This is a genomic window from Nocardia sp. NPDC004718, assembly GCF_053601535.1.
On sequence record NZ_JBSGCA010000005.1, the window covers coordinates 142,431 to 155,185 of the forward strand.

The following is a 12,755-nucleotide window of genomic DNA, read 5'->3' on the forward strand; positions in this document are numbered from 1 at the left end:
GGGCGCGCCATAACCCGCGTTTATGGTCTGCGGCGTGATCGGAAAACGCGCCCGCTGTGGCCTTCTCGTCGTCGCCCTCGTCGCAGCTGGAGCGCTCGGCGCCGGGCTCACCGCATGGACCGGGACGGATCGGGGGCCGACGGGGATCGCGCTGGTCAATGCCGATACCGGGCCGACCGGAGCGCGAGTGGTCACGGCGTTGCAGGACGCGGGCGGCTACGAATGGACCGCCGCGGCGGCGGGTGCGGCGAGCACCGACGACTACGCCGCGGTGATCACGCTGCCCGCCGACCTCACGGCGTCTATGGGCACTTTGGCCGGGCCCGAACCGAAGCGGGCCAAAGTCACCGTGGACACCAACGAACACGCCGACGCCGAATTGGTGCACGGCGCGGTGACCGCGGTGACGCACCGGATCGGCGCGGCAGGCGTCGACGCCGCGCTCACCGCTGTCGCGCAGGCCAGGTCGCAGATGTCGCAGGTGCAGTTCAGTGCCCAGCTGCTCAACGCGGGCGTCGAGGCGGCCGCCGCGGGAGCCGACCAGTTCAGCTCCGGCGCCGATCAGTTGCTCGGCTTCCTGGAGTTCGCGAAATCCGGATCGGCGCAACTCACTTCGGCCATCGCGTTGCTGAACTCCACCGTCGACGGCGCCGCAGCGCAATCGGGCCGACTCGCCGCGGCCCTCGATTCGACCGGCATCACGATCGCGCAGGTGGAACGCACCGCGAACACGGTGAGCGGCGGACTCGACCAGATCCTGCCGCTGCTGCGCGCGCTGCCGTTCGCGAACGACCCGGCACTCGCCGACATCATCGGGAAGCTGGAAGCGCTGCGCGGCGTGTCCGCGCAGGCGGGATCCCAGCTGACCGGCCTCGGCTCGCTGGTCGGGAGCGCGGTCGACCCCGACACCGATCTCGGCACCCTGCTCCGCACCGTCGTCGACCGCCTGACCAGCGCGAGCACGCAACTGTCCGAAGGCGCGAAACTCGCTGAGGGTCTACCGCAGCTCGCCGAACAGGGCGGCGCCCAACTGGTCGGCGCCATCGGCCAGCTCACCGGCGGCGTGAGCCGGCTACAGAACATCGTGCACAACCTGAGCACGCAAACCGACAAGGCGGTGGCCGCGCTGCCGCGACGCAGCGGCACCCAGCAAGCAGCGCTGGCAGCGGCCCTGACCGACCCGGTGGAGATCATCAGGAAGTAGATACGACGATGGCCCGTCTTCTTCTACAGAAGACGGGCCATACGCGAGCCATAAGAGGGCCGTGAACACGCGGCGCCGCAGGCGCCGCCGAACTAGTTGGCGTTCAGCAGGTCGATCACGAAGACCAGCGTCTTGCCGGACAGGGGGTGACCGCCGCCCGCCCCGCCGTAGGCCAGCTCCGGCGGGATGGTCAGCTGACGACGACCGCCGACCTTCATGCCGGGGATGCCGTCCTGCCAGCCCTGGATCAGGCCGCGCAGCGGGAAGGTGATGGACTCGCCGCGGTTCCACGACGAGTCGAACTCTTCGCCGGATTCGAATTCGACGCCCACGTAGTGCACTTCCACGGTGCCGCCGGGCACGGCTTCTTTGCCCTCGCCCTCGATGATGTCCTTGATCACCAGCTCGGTGGGCGCGGGCCCTGCCTGGAACTCGATCTCCGGTTTGGTCATTCGGCTATCCCCTTCGATAGATGATGGATGGATTTCGTCAACGATTGTTGATCTCGCGGTAATCGCGAGCGCCGTAGCCGGTGTAGATCTGCCGGGGACGGCCGATCTTCAGCGGCTCGCTGTGCATTTCGCGCCAGTGCGCGATCCAGCCGGGGAGCCGGCCCATCGCGAACAGCACGGTGAACATGCGGGTCGGGAAGCCCATCGCCTTGTAGATGACGCCGGTGTAGAAGTCGACGTTCGGGTACAGGCGGCGCTCGATGAAGTAGTCGTCGGTGAGCGCGGCTTCTTCCAGGGCCTGGGCGATGTCGAACAGCTCGTCGTGGCCGCCGAGCTTGCTCAGGATGGCGTCGGCGTGCTTCTTGGCGATCGAGGCGCGCGGGTCGTAGTTGCGGTAGACGCGGTGACCGAAGCCCATGAGCTTGACCCCGTCTTCCTTGTTCTTGACCTTGCGGATGAACTCCTTGACGTCGCTGCCGCTGGCCTTGATGCCGTCGAGCATCTCCAGCACGGCCTGGTTCGCGCCGCCGTGCAGCGGGCCCCACAGCGCGTTGATGCCGCCGGACACCGAGGTGAACAGGTTGGCGTCGGACGAGCCGACCAGGCGCACGGTCGAGGTGGAGCAGTTCTGCTCGTGGTCGGCGTGCAGGATGAGCAGCATGTCCAGCGCCGCGGCGACCTCGGGGTCCACCTCGTAGGGCTCGGCTGGGAAGCCGAAGGTCATCCGCAGGAAGTTCTCCACCAGGCTCAGCGAGTTGTCCGGGTAGAGGAAGGGCTGGCCGACCGACTTCTTGTACGAGTAGGCCGCGATGGTGGGCAGCTTGGCCAGCAGCCGGATGGTGGACAGCTCGACCTGTTCGGGGTCGCGCGGGTCCAGCGAATCCTGGTAGTAGGCCGACAGGGCGTTCACCGCGGAGGACAGCACCGGCATGGGGTGCGCGTTGCGCGGGAAGCCGTCGAAGAACCGCTTCAGGTCCTCGTGCAGCAGGGTATGCCTGCGGATGCGGTCGGTGAAGTCCTCGAGCTGGGCCTGCGTGGGCAGCTCGCCGTAGATCAGCAGGTAGCTGACCTCGATGAAGGTCGAGGCCGCCGCGAGCTGGTCGATCGGGTAGCCGCGGTAGCGCAGGATGCCCGCCTCACCGTCGATGTAGGTGATCGCCGACTTGGTCGGGGCGGTGTTCATGAAGCCCGGGTCGTACGTCACATACCCGGTGCTGGCCAGCAGCTTTCCCAGCTCGATCCCGTCGTTGCCCTCGGCGGCCCTGGTGACCGTCATCGGGAACTCGCCGCCGGGGTAGGAAAGGACCGGCTTGGCGTCGTCGTCGACGTTGATGATGTTCTCAGCGGGCACGGAAGGATCCCTCTCAGGCTAGAACCACAGGCACCGGCGCGGTGGCGCACGATGCGCTTGCGTCAACGCTAGCCGTTGGCCGACGCGGACAATACCGGAGGGTAGTCCTGCGGCGGCTCACAAACACGTCCCGGCGCGGTGAGGTCCGGTGGCTACCGCGAAACGCGGTCGCCAAGGGTTAGCACTGCACGTCACACGGCGATTTCGGCATGAGCGCGACCGACACGGTAACGCGTGAAGGCCGGAAACGCGACCGCCGCGATCAGCACACCCACCACCACGAGCGCACCGCCGCCCGCCGCGGCTACAGCGGTACCCAGGCTCGCTGCCGCGAAACCGTGGGCAACATCACCGATGCGGGGGCCGCCCGCGACCACCACGGTGAACACCCCTTGCAGCCGCCCGCGCAGCTCGTCGGTGGCCACCGTCTGCAGCATCGTGACCCGCAGCGCGGCCGAGACCATGTCCACCGCGCCGCCGAAGGCCGAGCACACCAAGGCAATCCACAGCCCGGCGCCGAGACCGAGACCGTGGCCGGTGAGCCCGACGGCGAGGCCGAAGCCGATCATGGCCAGCCCCCACAGCGCGATGCAGACCAGCACCGCGAAGCCCTGCCTGCGGATGCGCGGAATCCACCCGGAGAACACGCCGCCGAGCACCGCGCCCGCCGACATCGAGGCGAACAGCAGGCCCAGCGCGACGCCACCGGTCGCCGGGTCGCCGAAGGTCTCGTGCGCGATCTGCGGGAACAGCGCGCGCGGCATGCCGAACACCATGGCGATCACGTCCACCGCGAACGACGCCAGCAGCACCCGTTGCGTGGCGAGGTAACCGAAACCGTCCAGCACGGTGCGGAATCCGGCGCGGCGCACCGTTCCGGTCGGCGGCAACTCGGGCAGCCGCCAGACCGCCCACAACGTGGCCAGCAGCGCGACCGCATCGATCAGGTAGAGCGTGGCGAGCCCGACGACGGGAATGAGCACCCCGGCCAGCACCGGGCCCGCGATGGCGCCGAATTGCATCACCGTCATGTTCAGCGAATTCGCGGCGGCCAGTTGGCCTTCCGGCAACAGGCGGGGGATGGTTGCGCTGCGGGTGGGTTGGTTCACCGCGAAGAACGCCTGCTGCACGGCGAACAGGCCGAGCACGAGCCACACGTTGTCCGCCCCGGCCACCGCTTGCAACCAGAAGGCCAGGGCGGTGAGGCCGGTGCCCGAGTTGGTGATCAGCAGGAGCCTGCGCCGATCCAGCACGTCGGCGAGCGCGCCGCCCCACAGGCCGAACACGATCAGTGGCACCAAGCCGAACAGACCGGCCAAGCCGACGTAACCGGAACTGCCGGTGATCTGGAAGATCTGCTGCGGAACCGCGACCACGGACAACTGCGCGCCGATCATGGTGACGATGCCCGAGCTCCAGAGGCGTCGGAAGTCCGGATTGCGCAGCGGAGTGGTGTCGGCGAGCAGTTTCACCGCCGCAGCGTAATCAGTCCTCCCCTCCCGATCGACGCGAGAATTCTCACGCCGGCGCTGGGAATACGTCAGGGCTGCAAGCGCTCGACCGTGGTCCCCGCGTCCTGGATCCGCACCCGGATGCGGTTGTGCAACCGGCCGCGCCGTCCCTGCCAGAACTCGACCTCGTCGGGACGGACCAGGAAACCGCCCCAGTGCGGCGGCACCGGGATCTCATCGGTATCGGCGAATCGCGCGGTCGTCTCGGCCAGCGTGCGATCCAGTTCGGCCCGGGAGCCGATCGGCTGGGACTGGCGCGAAGCCCAGGCGCCCAGCTGCGAGTCCCGCGGCCGGGAACGCCAGTAGGCCACCGTCGTCTCGGCGGAAACCCGCTCGACCGCGCCGCGCAGGTGCACCTGCCTGCCCAGCGCGGGCCAGACGAAGGTGACCGCGGCATACGGGAGGGCGGTCAACTGAGCGCCCTTGGCCGAGTCGTAGTTCGTGTAGAAGATCACACCCTCCGGGGAGAGCCCTTTGCACAGCACCGTCCGCGCGACCGGCCGCGGCGTGCCGTCCACCAGCGACACCGTGGCCAGCACCATCGCGTTGGGTTCGGCGATGCCGACCGCGGTGGCCTGTTCGATCCAATGTCGCAGCAGCGGCTCCCAGCCGCCGGCGAGCCAGGTCTCGTCCAAGTCGACGTCCTCGTTGCCGCCGTGCGGAAGGCCGCCGTAGTCGACCCGCATGGCCGCGAGATCCGATGAATTGTCCAGGTCACGCATGGGGCAGACGTTACTCCTCGGTAGCGGGGAGCTAAGGTTTTGATGATCGGCATGTGCTCGTCAAATCCGACACCTTCCCATCGACGAGAACATGCGACCCAAGTGCAAGGAGAGTCGCGACATGACTACCAGCCCCGCGGTTTCCGGTGGGCAGGCCACCGTTCCCAGCGATTTCGTCAGTGGCCTCGAGGGCGTGGTGGCTTTCACCACCGACATCGCCGAACCGGACAAGGACGGCGGCGCGCTGCGCTACCGCGGAGTCGACATCGAGAACCTGGTCGGGAGCCGGGTGACCTTCGGTGACGTGTGGGCGCTACTTGTCGACGGATCGTTCGGGCGCGGTCTACCGCCCGCCGAGCCGTTCCCGCTCCCGGTGCACACCGGTGACGTGCGCGTCGACGTGCAGGCCGGGCTGGCCATGCTCGCGCCGATCTGGGGCTACCAGCCGCTGCTGGACATCGACGACGAGACCGCTCGCGAGAATCTGGCGCGCGCCTCGGTGATGGCCCTGTCCTACGTCGCGCAGTCGGCGCGCGGCATCTACCAGCCCGCGGTCCCGCAGAAGAAGATCGACGAGTGCACCACGGTCACCGAGCGCTTCATGACCCGCTGGAAGGGTGACCCGGACCCGCGCCACACCGAGGCCATCGACGCCTACTGGGTCTCCGCCGCCGAGCACGGCATGAACGCCTCCACCTTCACCGCCCGGGTGATCGCTTCTACCGGGGCCGACGTCGCGGCGGCGCTGTCCGGCGCGATCGGCGCCATGTCCGGCCCGCTGCACGGCGGCGCGCCCGCGCGCGTGCTGCCGATGATCGAAGAGGTCGAGCGCACCGGCGACGCGCGTGCGCTGGTCAAGGGCATCCTGGACCGCAAGGAGAAGCTGATGGGCTTCGGTCACCGGGTCTACCGGGCCGAGGACCCGCGCGCCCGCGTGCTGCGCGCCACCGCGAAGCGCCTGGCCGCGCCGCGCTACGAAGTCGCCGCCGCACTGGAGCAGGCCGCCCTGGCTGAGCTGCGCGAACGCCGTCCGGACCGCGCCATCGAGACCAACGTGGAGTTCTGGGCCGCGGTGATCCTGGACTTCGCCGAGGTGCCCGCGCACATGATGCCCGCCATGTTCACCTGCGGCCGCACCGCGGGCTGGTGCGCGCACATCCTGGAGCAGAAGCAGCTGGGCAAGTTGGTCCGCCCGGCGGCCATCTACACCGGCCCCTCCCCTCGTCGGCCCGAGGACGTCGAGGGCTGGGCCACGATCGCGCACACGTAACGCGACCACAGCGTCACGACCGCGAGCCGGACGTCACGGCGGAAGCTGTTGCCCCGCCGTCGTGTCCGGCTCGCGTAGCATCCGGGAGGGGAAGCTAGAGGACTAGAGGGATGCTGGACAAAGGAATATCGAGGCGGCGGATGCTCGGCGTCGGCGCCGCTCTGGCCGCAGGATTCGCCGCCACCGGGTGCGGCACCACACAGAACACGGCTCTCACGCAGGCGCGCGCGTCGGTCGCCCCCGGCGCCACCACCGGGACGCGGGCCGCTCCGGTCTCCGCGTCCTCGGACGCGGGCACACCGGTCGCCGTCGCCGCCAGGCACGCCGGGATCTCGCCGAAGCAATGGGGCGTCGAGCTGGCGGGAATCACAAGTACTTTCACCGCCGCGGGCAAACAGATGGCGCTCACTTTCGACGCCTGCGGCGGGACCGGCAACAACGACATCGACGAGTCGCTGGTGAACTTCCTGATCAGCGAGCGAATTCCGGCGACGTTGTTCCTCAACAAACGCTGGATCGATGCCAACCGCGCGCGGACCGCGCAGTTGGCGGCGAATCCGCTCTTCGAACTGGCCAATCACGGTGTGGCACACAAACCGCTGTCGGTGAACGGCCGGGAAGCCTATGGCATCGCGGGAACCGCTTCGGCACGGGAGGCGGCCGACGAAGTGTGGGCCAACCACGAGTTGCTCACCACGATCACCGGCAAGCCGCCGCGATTCTTCCGCGCGGGCACCGCGCATTACGACGACGTCGCGGTGTCCATCGTCAACGAATTGGGCGAAACCCCGGTCGGTTTCAGTATCAACGCCGATTTCGGCGCGACCGCGTCGGCCACCCGAGTGCAATCGGCGATGAATGCCGCCGCGCCCGGCGCTATTTCACTGGCCCATATGCATCGGCCGCACTCCGGAACCGGAGCGGGGATGATCGCGGCGCTGCCGAAGATTCGCGCCATGGGGTTCACCTTCGTGCACCTGTAGCCGCGCGACCGTATTCGCCGGAAGTTCACTCCTCGAGCGAGGCGACCCAGTCGACGGCGACCGTGTCGCCGCGGTCCACTTCGAAGAAGGCGACCTCCAGATGCCTGCCCAGGTCGACCAGCCGGAGGGCGTGCAGCGGCACCGGCTGGACCAGCCGCACCCGCCACGGCTTGGGTTCGTCCCAGGCGCGCAGCTCGAGGTCCAGCCGCAGCACCGGATCGTCACGCCCGGAGTAGTCGGCCGCGACCGGCGCGGCAGCGAGCACGGTGGCGTCGGCGCGGCGGCCGTCGGCGAGGATCTTCGCGATGCTCGCCCGGCCCGCTTCTTCGAGGTCGGGCACGTACAGGACCAGGCGTTCGCGGTCGCGCGGGTCCACCCGGCAGCACACCACGTCACCAGGCCGCATCCATTCCAGGTCCGCGTCCGGCATTCGCTGCCGCACCCGGCTCTCGTAGGGGAACTCGCCGGCCAGCTGCACGCGGACCCAGAACACGTGTCCCGGTTCGGTGCGGCGCGGACGCACGCCGAGGATCGTCGCGGTTCCCGCTTCCCCGCGGATCAACAACTCCCGCCGCATCGCGTCCGAGACCGTCGCGCCGCGCAGGCGGAGATTCCGCGCCCGCCGGCGCAGGCGCCACCCCGAGTTAGCTGACGGCATGCTCATGGGCGCTTACGTTAGCCGGAGTGTGGGCGTCGCCACAGCGATACCACCGACTACCCTGTTGGCCATGACCTCTGCGTTTCCGACCATTCCCGACGACCTCAAGCCCGCCGACGGACGGTTCGGCTGCGGCCCCTCCAAGGTGCGCCCGGAGCAGCTGCAGTCGCTGGTGAACGTCGGCGCCTCGGTGTTCGGAACCTCGCATCGGCAGAAGCCGGTCAAGGACGTGGTGGCGCGCGTGCGCTCCGGCTTGCGCGAGCTGTTCGGCCTGCCGGACGGCTACGAGGTGGTGCTCGGCAACGGCGGCACGACCGCTTTCTGGGACGCGGCGGCGTTCGGCCTGGTCCGGGAGCGTTCGCTGCACCTGACAAACGGTGAGTTCAGCTCGAAGTTCGCCGCTGTCACCAAGGGCAACCCGTTCATCGGCGACCCGATCGTGGTCTCGGCGGAGCCGGGCAGCGCGCCGGAGCCGGTGTCGGACCCGTCGGCGGACCTGATCGGCTGGGCGCACAACGAGACCTCCACCGGCGTCTCCATCCCGGTGCGGCGTCCCGCGGGCTCGGACCACGCGCTCATCGCCATCGACGCCACCTCCGGCGCGGGCGGCCTCCCGGTGACCATCACCGACGCCGATGTCTACTACTTCGCACCGCAGAAGTGCTTCGCCTCCGACGGTGGCCTGTGGGTCGCGCTGATGAGCCCCGCCGCGCTGGCGCGGGTCGAGGAGATCAAGGCGTCGGGCCGCTGGACGCCCGATTTCCTGTCGCTGCCGATCGCGATCGACAACAGCACCAAGGATCAGACCTACAACACCCCCGCCTTGGGCACCCTGCTGCTGTTCGCCGACCAGATCGAGTGGCTCAACAACAACGGAGGTCTGGACTGGGCGGTCAAGCGCACGCTCGACTCCTCCTCGCGCCTGTACTCCTGGGCGGAGTCGAGCGAATACGCCACTCCCTACGTCACGGACCCGGCGCACCGCTCGCAGGTGGTCGGCACCATCGACTTCGCCGACTCGGTCGACGCGGCCGCGGTCGCGAAGATTCTGCGCGCCAACGGCATCGTGGACACCGAGCCCTACCGCAAACTGGGCCGCAACCAGCTGCGTATCGGCATGTTCCCGGCGATCGATCCGGACGACGTCAGCCAGCTGACCCGCGCCATCGACTGGGTCGTGCAGAATCTCGGCTGAGCGCCGCCTATTTCGGTCCGGAGTGCGCAACACGCCCGGGATCGACACGCCGCAGAATTAGCCATAGCGGAACGAACAGAGCAGATTAGCGGGGCACGGACGTCTCCGAGGAGATTTCCGTGCCGCGTGTCCTGCCCCATGAATCTCAGATGTGCACTACTGTTTCGGAAAGTGGGCGGTGTCGCGAGTCGACGCGATAAGGAGGTAACGGTGCGTGAACTTCGAGTGATCGGGGTGACGCCCGACTCCACGCACATCGTGTGTATCGACACCGAGTCCGGTCAGAAGTTCCGGCTGCCCGCCGACGACAAACTGCGAGCCGCCGCGCGCGGAGACCTTGCCCGATTCGGCCAGATCGAGATCGAAATGGAAGCAACTATGCGTCCCCGCGATATCCAGGCCCGTATTCGAGCAGGGGCCTCAGTGGAACAGGTCACCGAAGAATCCGGAATGCCGGCCAGTCGCGTCGAGCGATTCGCCTATCCGGTGCTGCTGGAGCGAGCCCGCGCCGCCGAGCTCGCCCAGAAGGCCCACCCGGTCCGCCCCGACGGTCCCGCCGTTGACATCCTCATCGATGTGGTCACCGCCGCGTTCACCGCGCGCGGGCACAACATCGAGGGCGCCGAGTGGGACGCCTGGAAGGACGAGAAGGGTTACTGGGTCGCCCAGTTGCAGTGGCAGAACGGACGATCCGAGATCGCCGCGCACTGGCGCTACCAGCCCGACGCCCACGGGGGTTCGGTTTCTCCGCTCGATGACCCGGCCTCCGATTTGATCGATCCGGATTTCGGACGCGCGCTGCGCGGACTGGCCACGATCGTGCCTCCGGAACCCGAGCCCGCGCCGCCGCAGCCGGAGCCGGTGGCCGAACCGCGTCCCGCCCCGGCCGCACCGCCCGCGCGCACCGCGAGCCGACAGAGCCAGCCGACGCTGGACGAGTACTACGAACAGCGGGCCGTCGCGGCCGGTGGCAGCGCCGCCGCGATCCCGCCGGGCAACGTCCCGGCGCCCGCCGCGGCCACGCCTCCCGCGGCCGCCGCCAACGCGACGCCTACCGCCGGTGCCGTCGCGCCACCGGCCGCCACCGTGGACACCCCCGCGCCGACGCCCCCCGCGCCCGAGGAGCCCGCGAAGCCCGCGGCCAAGGCTCCGGCGAAGCCGACGCGCAGCAAGCGCGGCAAGGCCCCGATGCCGTCCTGGGAGGACGTACTGCTCGGGGTACGCAGCTCGGGTCACTGACCGCGGCCCGCCCTCGCGGGTCTTCGTTGTGCCGGTCGGGGCGCGGTAGCGCTCTTCCGGGTGCGCGCGCGAAATCAGCGGTCACGAACCGGTGTTCACAGTGCGAAGCCGCACCGACGCCGGGGCGAGGCGAGTAAATTCCGGTGTGGTCGACAACGGGCCTCAGCGCTGGAACAACGTCACCGCAGCAGTGCGGCGAGCGGGCGCGTTGCGCGTTGCTCGAAGTTCGCGGAGCCCATTCGTGCGACTATCGGGAGGTGCCGGAATGCTGTCCAAGGCTTGGTCGCTCTGGTACGTCGACGCACCGGACCCCCTGGCGGTACTGCGCGCGAACCACAACCCGGACCCCCAAGCCGCACTGGCACTGGCGAAGCAACTGCACCAGGACCGCGACGTGCAGCCGATCGTGGCAGGCACGCTGGCGGGTTGCGCGGGCCCGGCGATCGACGAGGTCTGCATCGGCTGCTTTCCGGGCGTGACGGTGCTGTGCTCGGCCCAGGCCGCGCGCATCCACCCGACCGAGATCCCGGAGTTGCTGGTACGCCCGCTGGCCTCGGAACACACCTATCTGGTGTCGTTCGACGTCGAGCACGGCTGGGGGGCGTTCGCTCACTGGGAGCGCGGCGAGTTCCGCAGGTCGTTCAGCTCGACCCGGGTATACATCTTGGAGGACGAGGGACTTCCGCTGGTATGGGAACGGTCCTACTGGGCAGGCGAGCATCCGGTGCGCTGGCGCGCGGGCGAGCTGCCCGACCCCCAGTCGCTGCCGTTCGATCCGCCCGACTTCGCCGACGCGGCCAACAACGAATGGCTCGGCTTCCACTACCGCGGGGCCGCCGCATCCGGCGCGCTCGGCCCGGGGGACATACCTATCTGCAAGTTCGCGCTGCACCCGAAGGGCAAGCTGCCCACCTCGGGGCTGCGCGGCTCAGGCGATGGCGGGGCGCACACGACCTCGCGCAAGCGCGGCCTGTTCGGCTGGCTGCGCGGACACGACCCCGTCGGTTAGCCGCGCGCCCCGCGGGTCCGGCCTCGTCAACCGAATAGTCCACCCAGCAGCAACACGACCCATCCGAGCAGCACGCCCGCCACGCCGCCGCCGATCACCCACCGCGTCACCGGGGCGAAACGCCAGCGCCATGCGGTGGGCGCGGCGCCGCCTGCCGCGACCAGATTCACCGCCACCGCGAGTAACGGATGCACTTCGGCCAGCGCGGCCCCGAAGGCATACACCGCGACCGCCGACAACAGCGCCACCAGGAACGCCACGGTCAGGCCCGCACCCCAGGGCGTCGGGTCCTGGTAGGACGGATACGGCCGGTACGGTCCGGTCACGCCGTCCGCACCCGCTCGTAGAACGCCATCGCGGCCGCGGTCGCCACATTCAGCGAATCGGTGCCCGGCGTCATCGGGATACGCGCGCGAACGTCGGTGGCCCGCATGGCCTCCTCGGTCAGTCCCGGTCCCTCGGCTCCGAGCAACAACGCCACCCGCTCCCCCGTCATCGCCGCGGCCAGATTCGCCGCAGCCGGGTCGGGCGTGAGGGCGATGATCTGGAATCCCTTGCGCCGCAGTATATCCAGACCATCCGGCCAACTCGGCACTGACGCGAACGGCACGCGCAGCACATGTCCCATCGATACCCGGACGGCGCGGCGGTACAGCGGGTCGGCGCAGCGGTCGCCGAACAGGATCGCGTCGGCGCCGAGCCCGGCGGCGTTGCGGAACATGGCGCCGAGATTCTCGTGGTCGTTGACGCCTTCGAGCACCGCGACCGTGCGCGCCTTCTCGATCACCTCGTCCAGGCCGAGATCGGTGGGGCGGCGAGCGACGGCCAGCACGCCGCGGTTGAGGTGGAATCCGACCACCTCGGCCATCACCTCGGCCGTGGCGCGGTAGTACGGCACGTCGACGGTCACCAAGTCGTCGGCGAGTTCGGCGCGCCTGCGCTCCACTCCGAGCAGGGCGGTCGGCGCGAAACGCGAATCGAGCATGCGCTGGACCACCACGACGCCCTCGGCGATCAGCAGTCCTTTGCGCCCGGGTAGATCGGGCCTGCGATCGGCCGACTTGAGATCGCGGAAGTCGTCGACCCGTGGGTCGGCGGGGTCATCGATGTCGGTCACTTCGGCCACCGCTCCATCCTGCCGGGCCGCCGCGGCCGGGTCCG

General features: G+C 69.3%; 13 protein-coding genes. 6 read left to right on the top strand and 7 right to left on the bottom strand.

The window, feature by feature from the left end; all coding sequences use genetic code 11:
• The first annotated feature begins 34 nt into the window (after nt 1-34).
• Nucleotides 35-1,204 (top strand): hypothetical protein, encoded by a 1,170-nt coding sequence (locus ACWEH3_RS06090; RefSeq protein ID WP_450021040.1) that lies wholly within the window; start codon nt 35-37, stop codon nt 1,202-1,204.
• 92 nt (nt 1,205-1,296) lie between these two features.
• On the opposite strand, the gene ACWEH3_RS06095 is transcribed toward ACWEH3_RS06090, so the two are convergent.
• The 4 genes from ACWEH3_RS06095 to pdxH all read right to left on the bottom strand — a co-directional run bounded on the left by ACWEH3_RS06095 (nt 1,297) and on the right by pdxH (nt 5,240).
• On the bottom strand, nt 1,297-1,656 hold the full coding sequence (locus ACWEH3_RS06095; RefSeq protein ID WP_355074928.1) for an FKBP-type peptidyl-prolyl cis-trans isomerase: 360 nt from the start codon (nt 1,654-1,656) through the stop codon (nt 1,297-1,299).
• Between the two features lie 37 nt (nt 1,657-1,693).
• The gene (locus ACWEH3_RS06100) at nt 1,694-3,007 is read right to left on the bottom strand and encodes a citrate synthase (RefSeq protein ID WP_083880375.1); all 1,314 of its coding nucleotides are present in this window, start codon (nt 3,005-3,007) and stop codon (nt 1,694-1,696) included.
• 191 nt (nt 3,008-3,198) lie between these two features.
• Nucleotides 3,199-4,479 carry an MFS transporter gene (locus tag ACWEH3_RS06105; protein WP_450021042.1) on the bottom strand — a complete coding sequence of 427 codons (1,281 nt, stop codon included), beginning with the start codon at nt 4,477-4,479 and terminating at the stop codon, nt 3,199-3,201.
• A 68-nt stretch (nt 4,480-4,547) separates the two neighbouring features.
• Nucleotides 4,548-5,240, bottom strand: coding sequence for a pyridoxamine 5'-phosphate oxidase (gene pdxH / locus ACWEH3_RS06110; protein WP_450021044.1), 693 nt, complete (start codon nt 5,238-5,240; stop codon nt 4,548-4,550).
• Nucleotides 5,241-5,361: 121 nt separating this feature from the next.
• On the opposite strand from pdxH, the gene ACWEH3_RS06115 reads away from it, so the two are divergent.
• Nucleotides 5,362-6,510, top strand: coding sequence for a citrate synthase 2 (locus ACWEH3_RS06115; RefSeq protein WP_364424977.1), 1,149 nt, complete (start codon nt 5,362-5,364; stop codon nt 6,508-6,510).
• Between the two features lie 110 nt (nt 6,511-6,620).
• Nucleotides 6,621-7,493: a polysaccharide deacetylase family protein gene (locus ACWEH3_RS06120; RefSeq protein WP_450021047.1), complete on the top strand. Its 873-nt coding sequence runs from the start codon at nt 6,621-6,623 to the stop codon at nt 7,491-7,493.
• A 25-nt stretch (nt 7,494-7,518) separates the two neighbouring features.
• Here the strand turns inward: ACWEH3_RS06120 and ACWEH3_RS06125 are convergent, their stop codons facing one another.
• Nucleotides 7,519-8,157, bottom strand: a complete 639-nt coding sequence (locus ACWEH3_RS06125) for a hypothetical protein (protein WP_450021049.1) — start codon at nt 8,155-8,157, stop codon at nt 7,519-7,521.
• Nucleotides 8,158-8,221: 64 nt separating this feature from the next.
• On the opposite strand from ACWEH3_RS06125, the gene serC reads away from it, so the two are divergent.
• The 3 genes from serC to ACWEH3_RS06140 all read left to right on the top strand — a co-directional run bounded on the left by serC (nt 8,222) and on the right by ACWEH3_RS06140 (nt 11,594).
• Nucleotides 8,222-9,346, top strand: a complete 1,125-nt coding sequence (serC, locus tag ACWEH3_RS06130; protein ID WP_355074939.1) for a phosphoserine transaminase — start codon at nt 8,222-8,224, stop codon at nt 9,344-9,346.
• Nucleotides 9,347-9,556: 210 nt separating this feature from the next.
• Nucleotides 9,557-10,585 (top strand): septation protein SepH, encoded by a 1,029-nt coding sequence (sepH, locus tag ACWEH3_RS06135; protein ID WP_452358277.1) that lies wholly within the window; start codon nt 9,557-9,559, stop codon nt 10,583-10,585.
• Nucleotides 10,586-10,850: 265 nt separating this feature from the next.
• The gene (locus ACWEH3_RS06140) at nt 10,851-11,594 is read left to right on the top strand and encodes a DUF6928 family protein (RefSeq protein WP_450022343.1); all 744 of its coding nucleotides are present in this window, start codon (nt 10,851-10,853) and stop codon (nt 11,592-11,594) included.
• 26 nt (nt 11,595-11,620) lie between these two features.
• On the opposite strand, the gene ACWEH3_RS06145 is transcribed toward ACWEH3_RS06140, so the two are convergent.
• Both ACWEH3_RS06145 and ACWEH3_RS06150 read right to left on the bottom strand, forming a co-directional pair.
• Nucleotides 11,621-11,920 carry a DUF2537 domain-containing protein gene (locus ACWEH3_RS06145; protein ID WP_450022341.1) on the bottom strand — a complete coding sequence of 100 codons (300 nt, stop codon included), beginning with the start codon at nt 11,918-11,920 and terminating at the stop codon, nt 11,621-11,623.
• A complete protein-coding gene (locus ACWEH3_RS06150) occupies nt 11,917-12,720 on the bottom strand; it encodes a TrmH family RNA methyltransferase (protein WP_450022339.1) in 804 nt (267 codons plus the stop codon). Before ACWEH3_RS06150 ends, ACWEH3_RS06145 begins: the two co-directional genes overlap by 4 nt.
• Nucleotides 12,721-12,755 lie beyond the last annotated feature (35 nt).

Bases quoted from the DNA above. Each gene is read 5' to 3' on its own strand.
- ACWEH3_RS06095 (WP_355074928.1), bottom strand. From the start codon at position 1,656: ATGACCAAACCGGAGATCGAGTTCCAGGCAGGGCCCGCGCCCACCGAG.
- pdxH (WP_450021044.1), bottom strand. From the start codon at position 5,240: ATGCGTGACCTGGACAATTCATCGGATCTCGCGGCCATGCGGGTCGAC.
- ACWEH3_RS06115 (WP_364424977.1), top strand. From the start codon at position 5,362: ATGACTACCAGCCCCGCGGTTTCCGGTGGGCAGGCCACCGTTCCCAGC.
- ACWEH3_RS06120 (WP_450021047.1), top strand. From the start codon at position 6,621: ATGCTGGACAAAGGAATATCGAGGCGGCGGATGCTCGGCGTCGGCGCC.
- ACWEH3_RS06125 (WP_450021049.1), bottom strand. From the start codon at position 8,157: ATGAGCATGCCGTCAGCTAACTCGGGGTGGCGCCTGCGCCGGCGGGCG.
- serC (WP_355074939.1), top strand. From the start codon at position 8,222: ATGACCTCTGCGTTTCCGACCATTCCCGACGACCTCAAGCCCGCCGAC.
- ACWEH3_RS06140 (WP_450022343.1), top strand. From the start codon at position 10,851: ATGCTGTCCAAGGCTTGGTCGCTCTGGTACGTCGACGCACCGGACCCC.